This is a genomic window from Microvirga antarctica (assembly GCF_017921815.1).
Lineage (GTDB): Bacteria > Pseudomonadota > Alphaproteobacteria > Rhizobiales > Beijerinckiaceae > Microvirga > Microvirga antarctica.
The window spans coordinates 415442-432123 of record NZ_JAGEMM010000001.1; the positions used below are offsets into that span (position 1 = coordinate 415442).

The window sequence follows — 16682 nt, forward strand, 5'->3', positions numbered from 1 at the left end:
TTTGTTCTAGAGTCTCCGGACCGAATCGCTCGGACTGGTTGTTTCCGCGCAGGCCGGATCACATATTGCTGATCCGGCCTGACGAGGCTGGTTTCCCACTTCAGAACTTGAGCAGGCCATGGCTAAACTCGACGATCTGTTCAACCGCGCCAGAGCGGGTGACCCCAACGCGCGCGTGATTTCCGTCCGCGGCGCCCGCGAACACAACCTGAAGAACGTGGACCTGATGGTCCCGCGCGACCAGCTCGTGGTGTTCACCGGCCTCTCCGGATCGGGAAAGTCCTCGTTGGCCTTCGACACGATCTACGCTGAGGGACAACGTCGCTACGTGGAATCCCTGTCGGCCTACGCCCGCCAGTTCCTGGAAATGATGCAGAAGCCGGACGTCGACCAGATCGACGGCCTGTCGCCGGCGATTTCCATCGAGCAGAAGACGACGTCGCGCAATCCCCGCTCGACAGTCGGCACGGTGACCGAGATCTATGACTACATGCGCCTGCTCTGGGCGCGGGTCGGCATCCCCTACTCGCCAGCAACCGGCCTGCCCATCGAGAGCCAGACGGTGAGCCAGATGGTCGATCGGGTGCTCGCATTGCCGGCCAAGACCCGGCTTTACCTGCTCGCGCCGGTGGTTCGCGGCCGAAAGGGCGAGTACCGCAAGGAGATTGCGGAGTTTCAGAAAAAGGGCTTTCAGCGCCTGAAAATCGACGGCGAGTACTACGCCATCGACGAACCGCCGACCCTAGACAAGAAATTCAAGCACGATATCGACGTGGTCGTCGACCGGATCGTGGTCCGGGCGGATATCGCGGCGCGGTTGGCCGAATCCTTCGAGACAGCGCTTGAGCTGACCGACGGCATCGCGGTGGTGGAATATGCCGACGACAAGGACGACAAGGGGCAGCCCAAGCGCATCGTCTTCTCGTCGAAATTTGCCTGTCCGGTGTCCGGCTTCACGATTCCGGAGATCGAGCCGCGCCTGTTCTCGTTCAACAACCCCTTCGGCGCCTGCCCTACCTGTGGCGGAATCGGCCACGAGATGCGGATCGACGAGGCGCTGATCGTTCCGGACGAGACGATTTCGCTGAAGCGCGGCGCGATCGCCCCGTGGGCGAAGTCGTCTTCGCCCTATTATGGCCAGACCCTCGAAGCGATCACGAAGCACTACAAGGCGTCCATGACCAAGCCGTGGGCCGAACTCCCGGAGAAGGTACGCGACGCGATCCTGTTCGGATCCGGGTCGGACGCGATCCGGATGGCCTATGACGACGGGCTTCGGGCCTATGAGGTGAGAAAGCCCTTCGAGGGCGTCATCACCAATCTGGAGCGTCGTTACAAGGAAACGGAGAGCGACTGGGCGCGGGATGAAATCGGCCGCTACATGAGCGAGACGCCGTGCGGTTCATGCGGTGGAAAACGCCTGAAGCCGGAGGCCCTGGCCGTCAAGATTGCAGGCTCGGATATCGGCGATGCGACAAGTCTGTCTGTGCGCGACGCCCACGGCTGGTTCGGCCGCCTGACAGAACAATTGACGCCTAAGCAGAACGAAATCGCTGGCCGCATTCTCAAGGAGATCCGCGACCGCCTGACCTTCCTGGTCGATGTCGGCCTTGAATACCTGACCCTGGCACGCGCCTCCGGCACCCTGTCGGGCGGCGAAAGCCAGCGCATCCGGTTGGCGAGCCAGATCGGATCGGGCCTGACGGGCGTGCTTTATGTCCTCGACGAACCCTCCATCGGACTGCACCAGCGCGACAACGAGCGCCTGCTGGTGACGCTGAAGCGACTGAGGGATCTGGGCAACACGGTCATCGTCGTCGAGCACGACGAGGACGCCATTCTGCAGGCGGATTATGTGTTCGATATCGGGCCGGGCGCCGGGATCCATGGCGGCGAGATCGTGGCGGAGGGAACCCCCTCCGAGATCCTCGCCAATCCGAAGTCGCTCACGGGGCAGTATCTCACCGGTGAGATGTCGGTGAAGGTCCCCCCAAAGCGGCGCAAGCCTTCGAAGAGCCGAATGCTCAAGGTCGTGGGCGCCAGGGGTAACAATCTCAAGAACGTGACGGCCGAAATTCCGCTGGGGACATTTACCTGCATCACCGGCGTGTCCGGCGGCGGCAAATCCACCCTGGTGATCGACACCCTCTACAAGGCGGTGGCGCGCAAGCTCAACGGCGCGATGGAGCACCCTGCCCCCTTCGACCGGATCGAGGGGCTCGAGCATCTCGACAAGGTCATCGACATCGACCAATCGCCGATTGGGCGCACGCCGCGGTCGAACCCAGCGACCTATGTGGGCGCATTCACGCCGATCCGGGAGTGGTTTGCCGGTCTTCCGGAAGCGAAAGCACGCGGCTACCAGGCAGGCCGGTTCTCCTTCAACGTCAAGGGCGGACGCTGCGAAGCCTGTTCGGGGGACGGGGTCATCAAGATTGAGATGCACTTCCTGCCGGATGTTTACGTCACGTGCGATGTCTGCAAGGGCAAGCGCTACGATCGGGAGACCCTTGAGGTCAAATACCGGGACAAATCCATCGCCGACGTGCTCGACATGACGGTCGAGGAAGCGCGGGACTTGTTCAAGGCCGTGCCGTCAATCCGCGAGAAGATGCAGACGCTGTCCCGTGTCGGTCTCGACTACGTGCATGTGGGCCAGCAGGCCACCACCCTCTCGGGCGGCGAGGCCCAGCGCGTGAAACTGTCGAAGGAGTTGTCGAAGCGGGCGACCGGCCGCACGCTCTACATCCTGGACGAGCCGACGACCGGCCTGCACTTCCACGACGTCGCCAAGCTGTTGGAAGTGCTTCACGAATTGGTTGAGCAGGGCAATTCGGTCGTCGTGATCGAGCACAATCTGGAGGTCATCAAGACCGCCGATTGGGTGATCGACATGGGGCCTGAAGGCGGCGACGGCGGTGGCCAGATCGTCGCGCAGGGCACTCCGGAGGACATCTGCAAGGTGAAGGAAAGCTATACCGGCCGCTTCCTCAAGGGCGTGCTGGCGCGCCGTCCCTTGAAAAAGGCGAAGATGAAGGAAGCGGCCGAATAGGGTTCAGCTCTCAGCTGATCGGTCTTCCCTTGGACGGCAGCATGCGCTGCAAGATGCCGTCGTGCCAGAGATAGTGGTGAGCCAGCGCGGCACCGGCGTGAACGAGGGCTATCACCATGATGAGGTTTGCTGCCAGCTCATGCCACTCCGTGAGGCTGCGGCGCAGAGTGGGATCGCCGATCCGAGGCAGCGACCAGAGCCCGAAGAAACTGACGCCGCGGACGAACGCGTTGGCGATACCCAGGGCCACGACGGCGATCAGCAGGCCGTAAAGCGCAAAATGGGTGATGCTCGCGAGAAGTCCCAGGAACCCGGTCTCGGCCGGGGGAAGCCTCCCGCCAGGTCCCAGACGCCACAGCAAACGGGCGATCAAGATCAGCGCGAGGCCGAAGCCGAACACGAAATGCAGGGACCAGTCCGTGTCGCGTAACGGGCCACGGGGGAAGAAATCCGCGGTCTGCCCCATCACCCATAAAAGCGCGACGAGAGCCGCGGTCGCCCAATGGAGCCCGATCGTGACACGATCGTAAGAAAGCTTGCTGTTCATTTCGGCTGACATCGTAATTCCTTACGCCTAGCAGGCTCGCGCGCCGTGGCCTCGCGAGGCTAGTCCTATATTGCACCGCAGCATAGGGTCTCAATCAATTGCGACTTCCATAGGTCTTTCTATGGCCAAGCTCGCGGCTTGTGATGAAAGCGCCAGCACGTTGATTCCGAGCCAGGTTGACGGCTCCAAGGCGACCGAAGTGCCCTGCGGCACCGTTGGCCGGGCAAACGCTCGATAGATACGGGTCGCCACCCTCATCCAAAGGGGAGATTGTCATGAATTGTGCAACCCATCGCTGGCTCGCCGCGACCGGCCCGTTGACTCAGGCCCTACTCGATGAAATCCGGGCCGCTCTTCATCACGTCCGGCATGATCATCCGGCGAGCCATCTGGCCGATCTGGCCGAGCGGAAGCTCAATGAGCTCCAATGTCATCTGAATCACCCGGAGAGACCAGACTAGTCGATGGCCAGCGGGCAGGGCTCGAACGAAAGGTGGTTAACAATCCATGCACCAGGCGCGCGCCTCCTTAACCTTGCCTTAGGCCGCTATGCGACTAAAGCATAACAGACCTACTTTATTACCACTCCTCGCGCGCACCCTCCGCCCCTATATGCTGCATTGCACACGCAAGAACAAACGGCCGCCGGTCGCCTAGGCCGGCTAACTGACAGGAAGCTATCATGTTCGTCACTTACATTCTCTCTAAGGTCCGCTCCTATATGCGTTATCGCGAAACCGTCCGTGAGCTTTCGCAGCTTTCGGATCGCGAGTTGGACGATCTCGGAATCTCCCGTTTCCAGATCGACAGCATCGCCCGCGAACACGCCGTCGCCTAAAAATTGCTGCATCGCAGCAACTGCCCTCGCCCGCCTTCCGGCGGGCGTTCGCATTTCTGGACCTGCAGCAGCCATGACATTCCTGAACTGTTGATCCGCCGGGCTATCGTGGCTTAAAGCGGTGCCATGAAAACCTTCAGCACGCCTCTCGAACCCATCCACGTCATCGGCGGAGGCCTGGCCGGATCGGAAGCAGCCTGGCAGATTGCCCAGGCCGGCGTTCCGGTCATCCTGCATGAGATGAGGCCAGTCCGTGGGACGGACGCCCACAAGACTGACGGTCTTGCTGAACTCGTCTGCTCCAATTCGTTCCGCTCGGACGACGCGGGCGCGAACGCCGTGGGACTCCTGCACCAGGAAATGCGATCGCTCGGCTCCCTCATCATGGCGAAGGGGGATGCGCATCAGGTTCCGGCGGGCGGTGCGCTGGCGGTCGACCGTGACGGGTTCTCGACCGCCGTAACCGCCGCCCTCGAGGCGCATCCGCTAGTCATCATCGAGCGGGACGAAGTCGCGGGCCTGCCGCCCGAGGAATGGTCGTCGGTCATCGTTGCCACCGGCCCACTGACATCCCCGGCACTGGCCGAGGCCATTCTCGCGCTGACCGGCGAGAAGGAACTGGCCTTTTTCGACGCCATCGCGCCCATCGCCTATCGCGAATCCATCAACATGGACGTGGCCTGGTTCCAGTCGCGCTACGACAAGGTCGGACCAGGTGGCACCGGCAAGGATTACATCAACTGCCCCATGAACAAGGAGCAGTACGACGCGTTCATCGATGCCCTGATCGCGGGTGACACGGCGGACTTCAAGGAATGGGAAGCGAACACGCCTTATTTCGACGGCTGCCTGCCCATCGAGCTGATGGCGGTACGGGGCCGAGAGACGCTCCGGCACGGGCCGATGAAACCGGTCGGCCTGACGGACCCCAATAACCCCACGGTCAAGCCCTATGCGATCGTCCAGCTTCGGCAGGACAACGCGCTCGGGACCTTGTTCAACATGGTCGGCTTCCAGACCAAGCTGAAATACGGTGAGCAGACACGGATCCTTCGGATGATTCCAGGTCTCGAGAACGCCGAATTCGCCCGGTTGGGCGGTCTGCATCGCAACACCTATCTGAACTCGCCGGTGCTGCTCGACCCGACCCTTCGGCTCAAAGCGATGCCGCGACTGCGTTTTGCCGGCCAGATCACGGGTTGCGAGGGGTATGTTGAAAGCGCCGCCATCGGCTTGATGACCGGCCGCATGGCCGCAGCCGAGCGCCTGGGCCACACGGTTGCGCCCCTGCCGGACACCACCGCGCTTGGCGCGCTCATCAACCACATCACCGGTGGTCACATCGAGACCATCGACGAAGGCCCGCGCTCGTTCCAGCCCATGAACGTCAATTTTGGCCTCTTTCCGCCGATCGCGTTCACGCCGAAATCGGAGGACGGCAAGCGGTTGCGCGGCCCGGCCAAATCGGTGGCCCGAAAGCACGCTTTGACCGATCGCGCCAGGGTCGACCTCGCCGGCTGGATCGCTTCTTCGGCAACCACCGGGTAATCGTCGGCGTGGTGCGATGACGACATGACGCGCGGCTGTCGTTGCGGCGGTCCCGGCAAGCGCTTAAAGTCACCAGGCTCGTTCTGGTGGACGGGCTGGTGCGGCAAAACATAATCTCCGGGAGAGCATCGATGTCGATAGCGTGCAGGTTTGAGCGGAGCCTCCTGAGGCATGATGAGATCGACGTGGTCGGTCAGAGCCATCACCCGACAATCCTGTCGCTCGATGCTGCGGATCTGCGGGCCCTGCGTGACAATCTCCGACAGTTGCGCGACGTCGAAAAAACCCTCGCGTTCCAAAAGCGACGCGAAGCACGGGGAAAAGGCGAGCCTCGGGGTGCCAATTTCCCTGGCACTGCCGAGCGGCCGCTGCAGCGCAAGCAGGTCTTTGCCGCGGCCCTCAAGCGGGTGAACAAGGAAGAAGCGCGAATGGCTCGCCTGACAGCGCGCCGGTCGCTGAGCGAGTCGGCCCAGCGCGCCCTTGCCCTTCGCAAGTCGAGCGCGGCAAGCCATCATCCGACGGCCGGACAGACCGCCGCTGAGGGGATGCGACCGGTCGAGAGCAACAAGCGACGTGCAACCATTCCCGGAAGCCAGATCGGGAGTGTTTCAAAGGCCACGAAACGTGCCCAGGCGACCCGCGACTCGCGATAATGGGCGCTCGACGATTTCCGAGCGGCTATGGGCGCGAAGTGGCTCGCATCGCCAAAAGAGTTGCAGATGCCTCCGCTTCCTGTCTGGCCTCCACAGACAGCGGTTGCAGAGGTGATGCGCGTGAGCCTTCGCCATCTGGCAGGCTCGCAGGCTATGGACGGCCCACACATCGATGACCGTCTCGCAACCGGTGTCAGACCTCGCCCGCTCCGCTCTCGGCTTTCTCAGCCTGGCGGATACCGAGGCGCTCGGCCGGAATGGAATTCTCGTCCCCTCGCCGCACACCACACTCGTCTCGCCCGACGTCGCGATTGATCGGGGAGTCGTTCTGTGGCCCGGAGTGATTCTCCAGATCGTCGACGAGGGCGTCCTGTCCATCGGTGGAGGGACAATTTTGTATCCCGGCGCCCGCGTCGTCGCGGATGGGGGCCGGATCCGGATCGGGGCGGAGGTCGAGATCGGGGAGGAAGGCGGGTTCACCATCAAGGCGTCGTCCGGTCATGAGATATCAATCGGACGAGGCGCGCGGCTGCTGGGCGGAGGATCGCTGACCCTGTCCAATGTCCTGGGCGAAGGCAGCCAAATCCTCGGGCCCATTCGCGCGCAGAATTGCCGGCTGGCGGATGGCGCCTCGCACCGGCATCCGGTGCCGGACGAACGGGGCGCAGTCCTGAAAGGCGCCGGTGTCGCTCGCGGCATTACGCTGGCGCGCGGGCAGGTCATTCAGAGTTTCGGCTTGTTTCACGAGACGCCGATAAGACGCCAATCCGAGTTTCACCCGGGCGCGCCGAAAGCCGAGAGCTGAACGCCGGTGCGGCCTTGCGCAGAGCGGGAGTCCGAAGGCTATTCCGCCGGGCTCCAGGGCACGTAATCACCCGTTGCCGGAGGACGCTGGCCGGTTCCAAGCTGGGAGCCGGGGGGATGGTAGGCCAACGGCGTCCCGGTCAGATTGGGAATATGCCCCTTCTCCCACTCGCGCGGGTGGTAGGTTTCCTCGCTCGGGGGCAGGCTCGAATTGTGGGTGAGCCAAGCGCGCCAGCCGGGCGGAACCTTCGATGCGTCGGCGATGCCGTTATAAATGACCCAGCGACGTTCGGTGCCAACGGAGCGATCGATCAGCGGTCCTTCGGCGCGGTAATAGCGATTTCCCAGTTCGTCGTGGCCTACCGGCTTGCCGAAGCGCCAGGTGTAGAACCGGGTGCCCAGGGTTTCGCCGTTCCACCAGGTGAAGAACTGAAGCCAGAATTGTTTCATGGGTGCCGCCAAAGAGGGGGTCGAGGTTGCGCGGAATATGGCTTCGCGGGCGCGCGAAGTCCAGCCGGAAGCGCGGCTGTCTCCAAGAGATGATTCTGGCCAGGAAGGGGGCGAGTCGCCACCGTCCGATTCCCCCGCGCGAGATTGCTTTTCCTACTGTTTTTCTTGTCAGCGCGAGGCTGTCGAAAAACCGGCGCACGTCAACGGCTGAAATAAATATTCCTCCCGGATTTGCGCCGTGAAGGCAGGTCCCAAGGCATCGCGACAGCGTCGTCCACGGCTCGCCAGCAGGATTCTCAAAGGACTCCCGGGAACTTAGCCGGCCATCCACAGGCTCCGCACTTTTTTAACGGTTAGACACTATATCTAGTTTCGAACGACGCCCGCGACCACAAGTTCTTGACGTCGGGCGAGGAAGGGGACTAGGTTTTGAGGGTGCCGATCCAAGACCGGCGCCGGCTGGATGACAGCCGGAGAGACATCCCGATAGGTATTGCGTCTCAGCCTCGTGGCAACCTTTTTGCTGCGGGCGGAATGTTGCCCGGGGTGAAGGTCGAAACTTGGACGCGTGTGCGTGTGGCGGCCCTAAAATGGGTCGCGGAGGCGTTTAAACCGATTGTGGGCTGGGGAGCCGCGAGGAATCGTGGCCAGGGGACGGTTGTCCCCGATTGATGGGATTTGACTGATGCGGATCGAGCGGCGCTATACGAAATCAGGGCAGTCGCCCTACTCCTCCCTCTCTTTTCGTCTCGCGACGAGCGAGATACGCAACCCGGACGGCTCGGTCGTCTTCAAGCTCGACAAGATCGAGGTCCCCGAGACCTGGAGCCAGGTCGCATCCGATGTGCTGGCCCAGAAGTATTTCCGCAAGGCAGGCGTCCCAGCGCGGCTGAAGAAGGTCGAAGAGAACGACGTTCCCTCGTGGCTGTGGCGTTCGACCCAGGACGACGCGGCCCTGGCCGATCTCGCGCCCGAGACGCGCTTTGGTTCCGAGGTCTCCTCCAAGCAGGTCTTCGATCGCCTTGCAGGGTGCTGGACCTATTGGGGCTGGAAGGGCGGCTATTTCACGTCCGAGGACGACGCGCAGGCATTCTACGACGAGTTGCGCTTCATGCTGGCCAACCAGATGGTCGCCCCGAACTCGCCGCAATGGTTCAACACCGGCCTGCACTGGGCCTATGGCATCGACGGCCCGAGCCAGGGTCACTATTACGTCGACTACAAGACCGGCAAGCTGACGAAGTCCAAGTCCTCGTACGAGCATCCGCAGCCCCATGCCTGCTTCATCCAGGGCGTCGAGGACGACCTCGTCAACGAAGGCGGGATCATGGACCTGTGGGTGCGCGAAGCGCGCCTGTTCAAATACGGCTCGGGCACCGGTTCCAACTTCTCCAAACTGCGTGGCGAGGGCGAGAAGCTCTCGGGCGGTGGTCGCTCGTCGGGTCTGATGTCGTTCCTGAAGATCGGCGACCGCGCAGCGGGCGCGATCAAGTCGGGCGGCACGACGCGCCGCGCGGCCAAGATGGTAGTGGTCGACGTCGACCACCCGGACATCGAGACCTATATCGACTGGAAGGTGAAGGAAGAGCAGAAGGTGGCGGCCCTCGTCACCGGATCGAAGCTCGGCAGCAAGCACCTCAAGGCGATTATGCGCGCCTGCGTGAATTGCGAAGCCGATGACGATGCCTGCTTCGATCCGGAGAAGAACCCGGCCCTGAAGAAAGAGATCAAGATGGCCCGCCGGGTGATGATCCCGGACAGCTACATCAAGCGGGTGATCCAGTTCGCCAAGCAGGGCTACACGGATATCGACTTTCCGATCTACGACACCGATTGGGATTCGGATGCCTACCTCACCGTATCGGGACAGAATTCCAATAACTCGGTGTCGCTGACAGACGACTTCCTCCGCGCGGTCGAAGCGGACAGCGACTGGGACCTGAAGGCGCGCAAGGACGGCAAGACCACCAAGACGCTCAAGGCGCGCGATCTCTGGGAGCAGATCGGCCATGCGGCTTGGGCATCGGCTGATCCGGGCCTGCACTTCAACACGACCATGAACGATTGGCATACCTGCCCGGCCGGCGGCCGCATCCGTGCGTCGAACCCGTGCTCGGAATACATGTTCCTCGATGACACGGCCTGCAACCTTGCCTCCGCCAACCTGCTGCAGTTCTACGATCGTGAGACCAAGTCGTTCGATGTGGAATCCTACGAGCATGCGTGCCGCCTGTGGACGGTGGTGCTCGAAATCTCCGTGACGATGGCGCAGTTTCCCTCGAAGGAGATCGCCGCCCTGTCGTACGAGTACCGCACGCTCGGCCTCGGCTACGCCAATATCGGCGGCCTTCTGATGACCATGGGCCTCGGCTACGATTCGGATGAGGCCCGCGCGCTGGGCGGCGCCCTGACCGCGATCATGACCGGTACCGCCTATGCCACCTCGGCCGAGATGGCCAGTGAACTGGGACCGTTCCCCAACTATCAAAAGAACGCCAAGGCGATGCTTCGCGTGATCCGCAATCATCGCCGTGCGGCGCATGGTATTGCGGAAGGCTACGAGGAACTGAGCAACATCCCGGTTCCGCTCGATTCCAAATCCTGCCCTGAAGAGAAGCTGGTTGCTCACGCCCGCCGGGCGTGGGACCGGGCGCTCGATCTCGGCGAAGCGCACGGCTACCGTAACGCGCAGGCCACCGTGATCGCGCCGACCGGCACCATCGGCCTCGTGATGGATTGCGACACCACCGGCATCGAGCCCGATTTCGCCCTCGTCAAGTTCAAGAAGCTCGCCGGCGGCGGCTATTGGAAGATCATCAACCGCGCCGTGCCCGACGCCCTGCGCACGCTCGGCTATCGCGAATCGGAAATCGCCGAGATCGAGGTCTATGCGCTCGGTCACGGTTCCATGAAGCAGGCCCCGGCGATCAACCCCGGTTCGCTCGCCGCCAAAGGCTTCACGGAAGAGAAGATCGCCGCGCTCGAAGGCGGAATGAAGAGCGCCTTCGACATCAAGTTCGTGTTCAATAAATGGACCCTTGGCGAGGATTTCCTCACCGGCACGCTGAAAGTACCGGCCGAAAAACTCAACGACCCGTCCTTCGAGATCTTGCCGTATCTGGGTTTCTCGAAGGCCGAAATCGAGGCCGCCAATATCCATGTTTGCGGAGCGATGACGCTTGAAGGTGCGCCGCACCTCAAGGTCGAGCACTATTCGGTGTTCGATTGCGCCAATCCCTGCGGCCGCATCGGCAAGCGCTACCTCTCGGTCGACAGCCACATCCGCATGATGGCGGCGGCGCAGCCCTTCATTTCCGGGGCGATCTCCAAGACCATCAACATGCCGAACGACGCGACGGTGGAGGATTGCAAGAGCGCCTACATGCTCTCGTGGCGCCTCGCGCTGAAGGCGAACGCCCTGTACCGCGACGGCTCCAAGCTCTCGCAGCCGCTCAATTCCGCGCTCATCGCCGATGAGGACGAAGAAGCGGATGAGGCGGTCGAAGCACTGGTTGCGATGCCGAACGCTGCGAAAGCCACGCACATCTCCGAGAAGATCGTCGAGCGCATCGTGGAGCGTGTGGTCGCCATCCGTGACCGCGAGAAGATGCCCGACCGCCGCAAGGGTTACACTCAGAAAGCCGTCGTGGGCGGCCACAAGGTGTATCTGCGCACGGGCGAATACGACGACGGCCGCATCGGCGAGATCTTCATCGACATGCACAAGGAGGGCGCAGCCTTCCGTGCGATGATGAACAACTTCGCCATCGCGATTTCGCTCGGCCTGCAATATGGCGTGCCGCTCGAGGAATACGTGGAGGCCTTTACCTTCACGCGCTTCGAGCCTGCAGGTTTCGTGCAGGGGAATGAGCGCATCAAGAGCGCGACCTCGATCCTCGACTACGTGTTCCGGGAACTGGCGGTCTCGTATCTGGGCCGCAACGACCTCGCCCATGTGGACCCGTCGGAATCCGGCCCGACCACCATCGGCCAGGGCGAGAACCAGTCGAAGGCTCCCGAGCCTTCGTCCGCCTCGTCGTACATCTCCAAGGGCTTCACCCGCGGCACGTCCGACCGTCTGATGCTCATCCCCGGCGGCGCCGCCAATAGCGGTCTCGCACGGACCGGCACGGTCGGCCTGACCATGGGCGCCACCGCGCTCAAGGCCGAGCCGCACGAACACGTGGGAGAGGCCGAGATCGCCAAGCTCGGGTTCAGCGCACCTGCCGCCATGCAGGTGACGACAGCGGACCGGCGCGCCGAAGCCAAGATGAAAGGCTATGTCGGCGAGAGCTGCCCTGAATGTGCGAACTTCACGCTGGTCCGGAACGGGACCTGCCTGAAATGCGACACGTGCGGGTCGACGACCGGGTGCTCGTGATCTTGTGAGCAGGGCTGCGGACGATGACATGCGAGGCGAAGCTCCCCGTTTTTGAGCTTCGACTTTCGCAAATGCGTCGTCTCGGCAATGCGTCAACCTAGCCGAGACGGCCACTGAAACGGCGGCGAGCGTCGGCTCGCCGCCGAAGCACAGGCAAACAAAACCGGGGCAGTGTGAGGCGAGCAGGAGGGCTGAGGACTTGAATATGTCGCAGCAGAACGTCTCGACGAAGATCGGCCTGAGCCACCCTTCCCGCTGACCGCGAAGCTGAACAAGCTCACCATCAAGGTGGATCGGCCGACCTTGTCACCGGAAGACATCAAGAAGCTCGAGGGCGCCCAGGCCACGGCGGTGGACGGCACGCCCCTGACACGCGTCCAGGCCGGACCGCACTAGCCGCCTCTGCCTTCTCCACAGGGGGATCCGGCGACTTTCAACGGCGCCGGGTCCCTTTTGCGTAGCCAGCAGCCGCAACGCCAGTCCTAAACCCGGGAGGCATCGAACTGTGCCGGACTCGGCAATGGAATTGATGCTTGGACGGGGGATAATGCTCGCTGAAGCGTGGCGAGGAATGAACGATGGACCATGTCAGCTCACTGGCCGGAACGACACTTTCGCGCCGACCGATGATCGTCGGGATCGGCGGGACAACGAAGCCGGACTCCACTTCCGAGAAGGCGCTCCGGGCCTGTATGGCAATGGTCGCGAAATCCGGTGCGGAGACCCGCATCTTCGGTGCCACGGATCTCGACCTGCCCATGTATCGATACGAGGCAGGCGAGCGAAGCGGCGCCGTTGCCCATCTGGTCGAGTCGCTGCGGCAATGCACGGGCGTGATCATTTCCGCGCCAGCTTATCACGGCTCGATCCCGGGCCTCATCAAAAACGCCTTGGACTACGTGGAAGATCTCAGCGGCGATGCGAGACCCTATCTCGACGGGCGGCCGGTTGCGTGCATCGTATCGGCTGCCGGCGTGCAGGCGATGGGAACGACGCTCGTCTCGCTGCGGATGATCATCCACTCCTTGCGTGGATGGCCAACCCCGTTCGGCGCCGTCATCAACGCGCAGACCGCGCCTTTCGACGCCGGCGGCGAATGCACAGACGAAGACGTCCGCAAACAGTTGAAGATCGTCGCCAAGCAGGTCTGCGCATTCATATCGGCCTGATTCATGATGCAAATCGCAGCATGACAGCGCCGAGAGAGCAGGGAAAATTGAAAAGGCCGCGTCCATCGGAATCGCCCGGGGAGCACGGCCTTCTTGTGCCAACCGTCAGTGAAACGTGCGTCCGCCGTCGACCGCGAGTGTCGTTCCGGTCACATATGACGACTCGTGACTTGTCAGAAACAGGATCGCAGCTGCGATCTCATCAGGACCGGCCCAGCGTCGGAGCAGATATTTGTCGAGAGGCACCGGCGGCCCGTCATCCGCGCTCTTCTTCAGACCCTCGTTCATCGGTGTATCCACCAGGCCCGGGCAGATGGTGTTGACACGCACATCTGGCGCAAGATCGACCGCGAGCGCCTTCGAGAAGGACAGCACTCCTCCCTTGGATGCAGCGTAGGCACCGGCCGTCGCCACCGGCTGTAATGCCTGCGCAGACGAGATGTTTACGATGGTCGAGCCCTCGGCCTGTCGCAACCATTGGCTCGTCTCGCGGCACACCAGAAACGCGCCGGTGAGATTGACGTCGATGACACGTTTCCAGGTCTCGAGCGTCGTCTCGGCGATCGTATTGAGGGCGACAATGCCGGCAGAGTTCACGAGCCCGTCGATGCCGCCGAATTCCGCGGCGGCCGCGGCGATGGCCCGCTTGACTGATGCCTCGTCCGTCACGTCGATCTGAACCGGATAGCCACCAATCGCCTCGGCGGCAGCCTCTGCTGCCGCAAGGTTGATGTCCATCACGGCGACACGGGCGCCCTCCTGCACGAACAGCGAGGCGGTCGCGCGGCCGATCCCGGAGGCAGCACCGGTGACCACGATCGTGCGCCCACGCAGTCGCCCGGCGGATAAAGAGGAGGTCTGTTCGGCCAAGAGGTTGTCTCCGGTTATTTGCTCTGAGTTTGTCGTCTATCGCTCACACGGCCTGATCATGCCACTGCGCGAGGATGGGCTTCACCACGTCGACCATTGCGTTGGTGTCCACGAAAATATGCTGCGTGGCTGCCGACATGTCGCGCATGCACCGCCCGAGGACGCTGGGATTGCGCAAGGAATCCGAGCCGCCCGACGTATAGCAAAACCGCACGACGTCGGCTGCCACCCGGTGGACGTAGATCACATTCTGACGAAACCGCTGGCGCTGCGCCGGCGTGAGGGTCTCGCCACGGGCGATGGTTTCCTCGGCGTCTCTGTAGACATCCCACGTGAACGAGCGTGCGGCCTGATAGGTCGCCTCGTGGAAAGCGAAGTCGTGGCGGAAAACCGGATGTTCTCCAAGAACTGTCTGGTAGGCCGGGCGCTTCTTCCCGAAGGCGAGCTTGGCGATTTCCTCGAGAGAGCGCTTCATCAGACCCAGAGCCACGGCGGTGTGACCCGCGCAGGCGAGGCCGGCGATCCCCACATCGTAAATCCGCCAGTCGCGCCGCCCTTTGACCTCAGTCCGCTCGAGCGTACGGCCTTCGGGAACGAACACTTCGGGGAGATCGTAATCGACACTCCCGGTGCCACCCAGGCCGAACACGTCCCAGTTACCCTTGAACTCGACCTGTGCACGGGGCACGAAGAAGATCTGCACCCTCGGGCTGCCATCCGGCATCTTACGGACCTGGCCATCATCGAGCACGAGCATGCCCGCACCGAGCCAATCGGCCTGGAGGGAGCCGCTCCCGAACTTGTATTTGCCGCTGCCGCGATACCCACCGTCGACTTCGACACAGGTTCCGCCGGGGCCGAGCATCCCCGCCATGATCGGCTTCTTCCCGTCGCCGAACATCGCCTCGACCTCGGATTCGCTGCAGAATCCGACGGCAACCGCCGTGCCGGTGGAATTGGCCATCAACGACCAGCCAGCCGACCCATGGGCGCGGCTGACTTCCTCCCAGACCGCAAGCGATGTGAGCAGGTTCGCCTGGAGGCCACCTAACGATTTGGGAACGAGAAGCCAGAACAGCTCCGACTCGCGAAGCGCCTCGAAGACAGGCTTGGTCATGTTGCCGGTCTCTTCGGAGGCCAGTGCCTCGCTGTCGACCAAAGCTGCAAGCGATCGGGCTCGGTCGATGAGGTCATCGTCCTCGGTCAGGAACCTCTGGCTATGGGCGTTCATGTGTTCCGTCTCCCTTCAAACCGGCCCAATTGCGATGCCTCAATCAGGCATGCAGCGGGCGTTTGTATCGCCGCATCGGTCGTTGAGAGCCGGACCGACTCCATCGCCGAGATGCTGACCACTTATCGCACGACGATACACCTTCAGCCGGCGTTGCCTCCAATGCCGTCTCGGCGCTCCGTCAATACTCAGGAGGCATCGAATGGGCGCCCACGTGACCCGGCGTCGCCGGATAACTCGGTGACAAGCTCGACGAACCGTGACAGGGCAGCGCTCATACGGTCGGCGCGCCAGACGAGATCGAGATCCACGGGAATCGAGAAATTCTCTATCGGCTTGAGCACCAGGTCGTTGTAGTCGCGGGTTCGGCACGAGGCGTTCACGAATGCCACGCCCATTCCGGCGGACACCATATTGAGAAGTGTATGTTCATTGTCGGCACGATGGGCGATGCGAGGAATCAGGCCCGCCGCAACGCATGCGGCAGTAAGCCGGGCGTGATGGATGCGATTGAGAGTCTTGCTAGGGAAAATCTGCGGCTCGTCCCTGAGATCTGACAAGACAATCTTGTCCGCCCGGGCGAGGCGATGGTCTGCCGGCAGCGCAAGAACGTGGTCGTCCTTCGACACGTTGAAATATCCAAGGCGCGTATCATCGCGCGGTCGGTTGAACAGAAAGCCGGCATCGATTTCGTTGCGCTCAAGCGCGAGGAATTGCCGCTCGGACATGAGGACGGTCAACTGGAGCTCGATATCGGGGTAGCGCAGGCGGAAGGCCTGAAAATAGCGCGGCAATGCCCGGTTTCTCGCCGCAATCTCATTGAAAGCGATCCGCAGGATACCGATTTGGCCCTGCGCCACTCTGATAACGCGCTCACGCGCATCGTCGATGCTGTCAAGAATCTTGATCGATTCCTCGAGCATCACTTCGCCTGCCGGCGTCAGCCTGATGCCCCTTGGTTGCCGATCGAGGAGCGCGACGCCGAGATATTGTTCAAGATCGCGGATCTGCCGCCAGAGTGCGGGCTGGGTCACGTGCACCCGCTCCGCCGCGCGATTGAAATTGAGCTCTTCGCCCACGGCAACAAAGTAGCGCAGATGGCGGAGTGCAATCATCACGATGCCTTTTGTTTATGATGC

General features: G+C 62.4%; 12 protein-coding genes. 7 read left to right on the plus strand and 5 right to left on the minus strand.

Annotation, left to right across the window (positions count from 1 at the left end; genetic code table 11):
* Positions 1 to 118 precede the first annotated feature (118 nt).
* Entirely contained in the window at positions 119 to 3052 is a 2934-nt protein-coding gene (gene uvrA, locus J4G32_RS02055) for an excinuclease ABC subunit UvrA (RefSeq protein WP_210483660.1), read from the plus strand.
* A 10-nt stretch (positions 3053 to 3062) separates the two neighbouring features.
* Here the strand turns inward: uvrA and J4G32_RS02060 are convergent, their stop codons facing one another.
* On the minus strand, positions 3063 to 3611 hold the full coding sequence (locus J4G32_RS02060) for a cytochrome b (protein ID WP_246504731.1): 549 nt from the start codon (positions 3609 to 3611) through the stop codon (positions 3063 to 3065).
* Between the two features lie 670 nt (positions 3612 to 4281).
* Here J4G32_RS02060 and J4G32_RS02065 point away from each other — a divergent pair.
* From J4G32_RS02065 to J4G32_RS02080, 4 genes are all read left to right on the plus strand, one after another.
* The gene (locus J4G32_RS02065) at positions 4282 to 4437 is read left to right on the plus strand and encodes a DUF1127 domain-containing protein (protein ID WP_210483676.1); all 156 of its coding nucleotides are present in this window, start codon (positions 4282 to 4284) and stop codon (positions 4435 to 4437) included.
* 126 nt (positions 4438 to 4563) lie between these two features.
* Positions 4564 to 5985: a methylenetetrahydrofolate--tRNA-(uracil(54)-C(5))-methyltransferase (FADH(2)-oxidizing) TrmFO gene (gene trmFO / locus J4G32_RS02070; RefSeq protein WP_210483678.1), complete on the plus strand. Its 1422-nt coding sequence runs from the start codon at positions 4564 to 4566 to the stop codon at positions 5983 to 5985.
* Between the two features lie 185 nt (positions 5986 to 6170).
* Positions 6171 to 6638 (plus strand): hypothetical protein, encoded by a 468-nt coding sequence (locus J4G32_RS02075; RefSeq protein WP_343232570.1) that lies wholly within the window; start codon positions 6171 to 6173, stop codon positions 6636 to 6638.
* A 172-nt stretch (positions 6639 to 6810) separates the two neighbouring features.
* On the plus strand, positions 6811 to 7443 hold the full coding sequence (locus tag J4G32_RS02080; protein WP_210483684.1) for a hypothetical protein: 633 nt from the start codon (positions 6811 to 6813) through the stop codon (positions 7441 to 7443).
* A gap of 38 nt (positions 7444 to 7481) precedes the next feature.
* On the opposite strand, the gene J4G32_RS02085 is transcribed toward J4G32_RS02080, so the two are convergent.
* Entirely contained in the window at positions 7482 to 7892 is a 411-nt protein-coding gene (locus J4G32_RS02085) for an NADH:ubiquinone oxidoreductase subunit NDUFA12 (protein ID WP_210483687.1), read from the minus strand.
* Between the two features lie 685 nt (positions 7893 to 8577).
* On the opposite strand from J4G32_RS02085, the gene J4G32_RS02090 reads away from it, so the two are divergent.
* Positions 8578 to 12273, plus strand: a complete 3696-nt coding sequence (locus J4G32_RS02090) for a vitamin B12-dependent ribonucleotide reductase (RefSeq protein WP_210483690.1) — start codon at positions 8578 to 8580, stop codon at positions 12271 to 12273.
* A gap of 578 nt (positions 12274 to 12851) precedes the next feature.
* Positions 12852 to 13442, plus strand: a complete 591-nt coding sequence (locus tag J4G32_RS02095) for an NADPH-dependent FMN reductase (RefSeq protein WP_210483693.1) — start codon at positions 12852 to 12854, stop codon at positions 13440 to 13442.
* 105 nt (positions 13443 to 13547) lie between these two features.
* On the opposite strand, the gene J4G32_RS02100 is transcribed toward J4G32_RS02095, so the two are convergent.
* The 3 genes from J4G32_RS02100 to J4G32_RS02110 all read right to left on the minus strand — a co-directional run bounded on the left by J4G32_RS02100 (position 13548) and on the right by J4G32_RS02110 (position 16658).
* Entirely contained in the window at positions 13548 to 14312 is a 765-nt protein-coding gene (locus J4G32_RS02100) for an SDR family NAD(P)-dependent oxidoreductase (RefSeq protein WP_246504732.1), read from the minus strand.
* 43 nt (positions 14313 to 14355) lie between these two features.
* A complete protein-coding gene (locus tag J4G32_RS02105) occupies positions 14356 to 15543 on the minus strand; it encodes an acyl-CoA dehydrogenase family protein (RefSeq protein WP_210483695.1) in 1188 nt (395 codons plus the stop codon).
* Positions 15544 to 15731: 188 nt separating this feature from the next.
* Entirely contained in the window at positions 15732 to 16658 is a 927-nt protein-coding gene (locus tag J4G32_RS02110) for a LysR substrate-binding domain-containing protein (protein WP_210483698.1), read from the minus strand.
* Positions 16659 to 16682 lie beyond the last annotated feature (24 nt).

Coding starts and splice junctions, on each gene's coding strand:
- uvrA (WP_210483660.1), top strand. CDS start 119: ATGGCTAAACTCGACGATCTGTTCAACCGCGCCAGAGCGGGTGACCCC.
- J4G32_RS02060 (WP_246504731.1), bottom strand. CDS start 3,611: ATGTCAGCCGAAATGAACAGCAAGCTTTCTTACGATCGTGTCACGATC.
- J4G32_RS02065 (WP_210483676.1), top strand. CDS start 4,282: ATGTTCGTCACTTACATTCTCTCTAAGGTCCGCTCCTATATGCGTTAT.
- trmFO (WP_210483678.1), top strand. CDS start 4,564: ATGAAAACCTTCAGCACGCCTCTCGAACCCATCCACGTCATCGGCGGA.
- J4G32_RS02080 (WP_210483684.1), top strand. CDS start 6,811: ATGACCGTCTCGCAACCGGTGTCAGACCTCGCCCGCTCCGCTCTCGGC.
- J4G32_RS02085 (WP_210483687.1), bottom strand. CDS start 7,892: ATGAAACAATTCTGGCTTCAGTTCTTCACCTGGTGGAACGGCGAAACC.
- J4G32_RS02090 (WP_210483690.1), top strand. CDS start 8,578: ATGCGGATCGAGCGGCGCTATACGAAATCAGGGCAGTCGCCCTACTCC.
- J4G32_RS02095 (WP_210483693.1), top strand. CDS start 12,852: ATGGACCATGTCAGCTCACTGGCCGGAACGACACTTTCGCGCCGACCG.
- J4G32_RS02105 (WP_210483695.1), bottom strand. CDS start 15,543: ATGAACGCCCATAGCCAGAGGTTCCTGACCGAGGACGATGACCTCATC.
- J4G32_RS02110 (WP_210483698.1), bottom strand. CDS start 16,658: ATGATTGCACTCCGCCATCTGCGCTACTTTGTTGCCGTGGGCGAAGAG.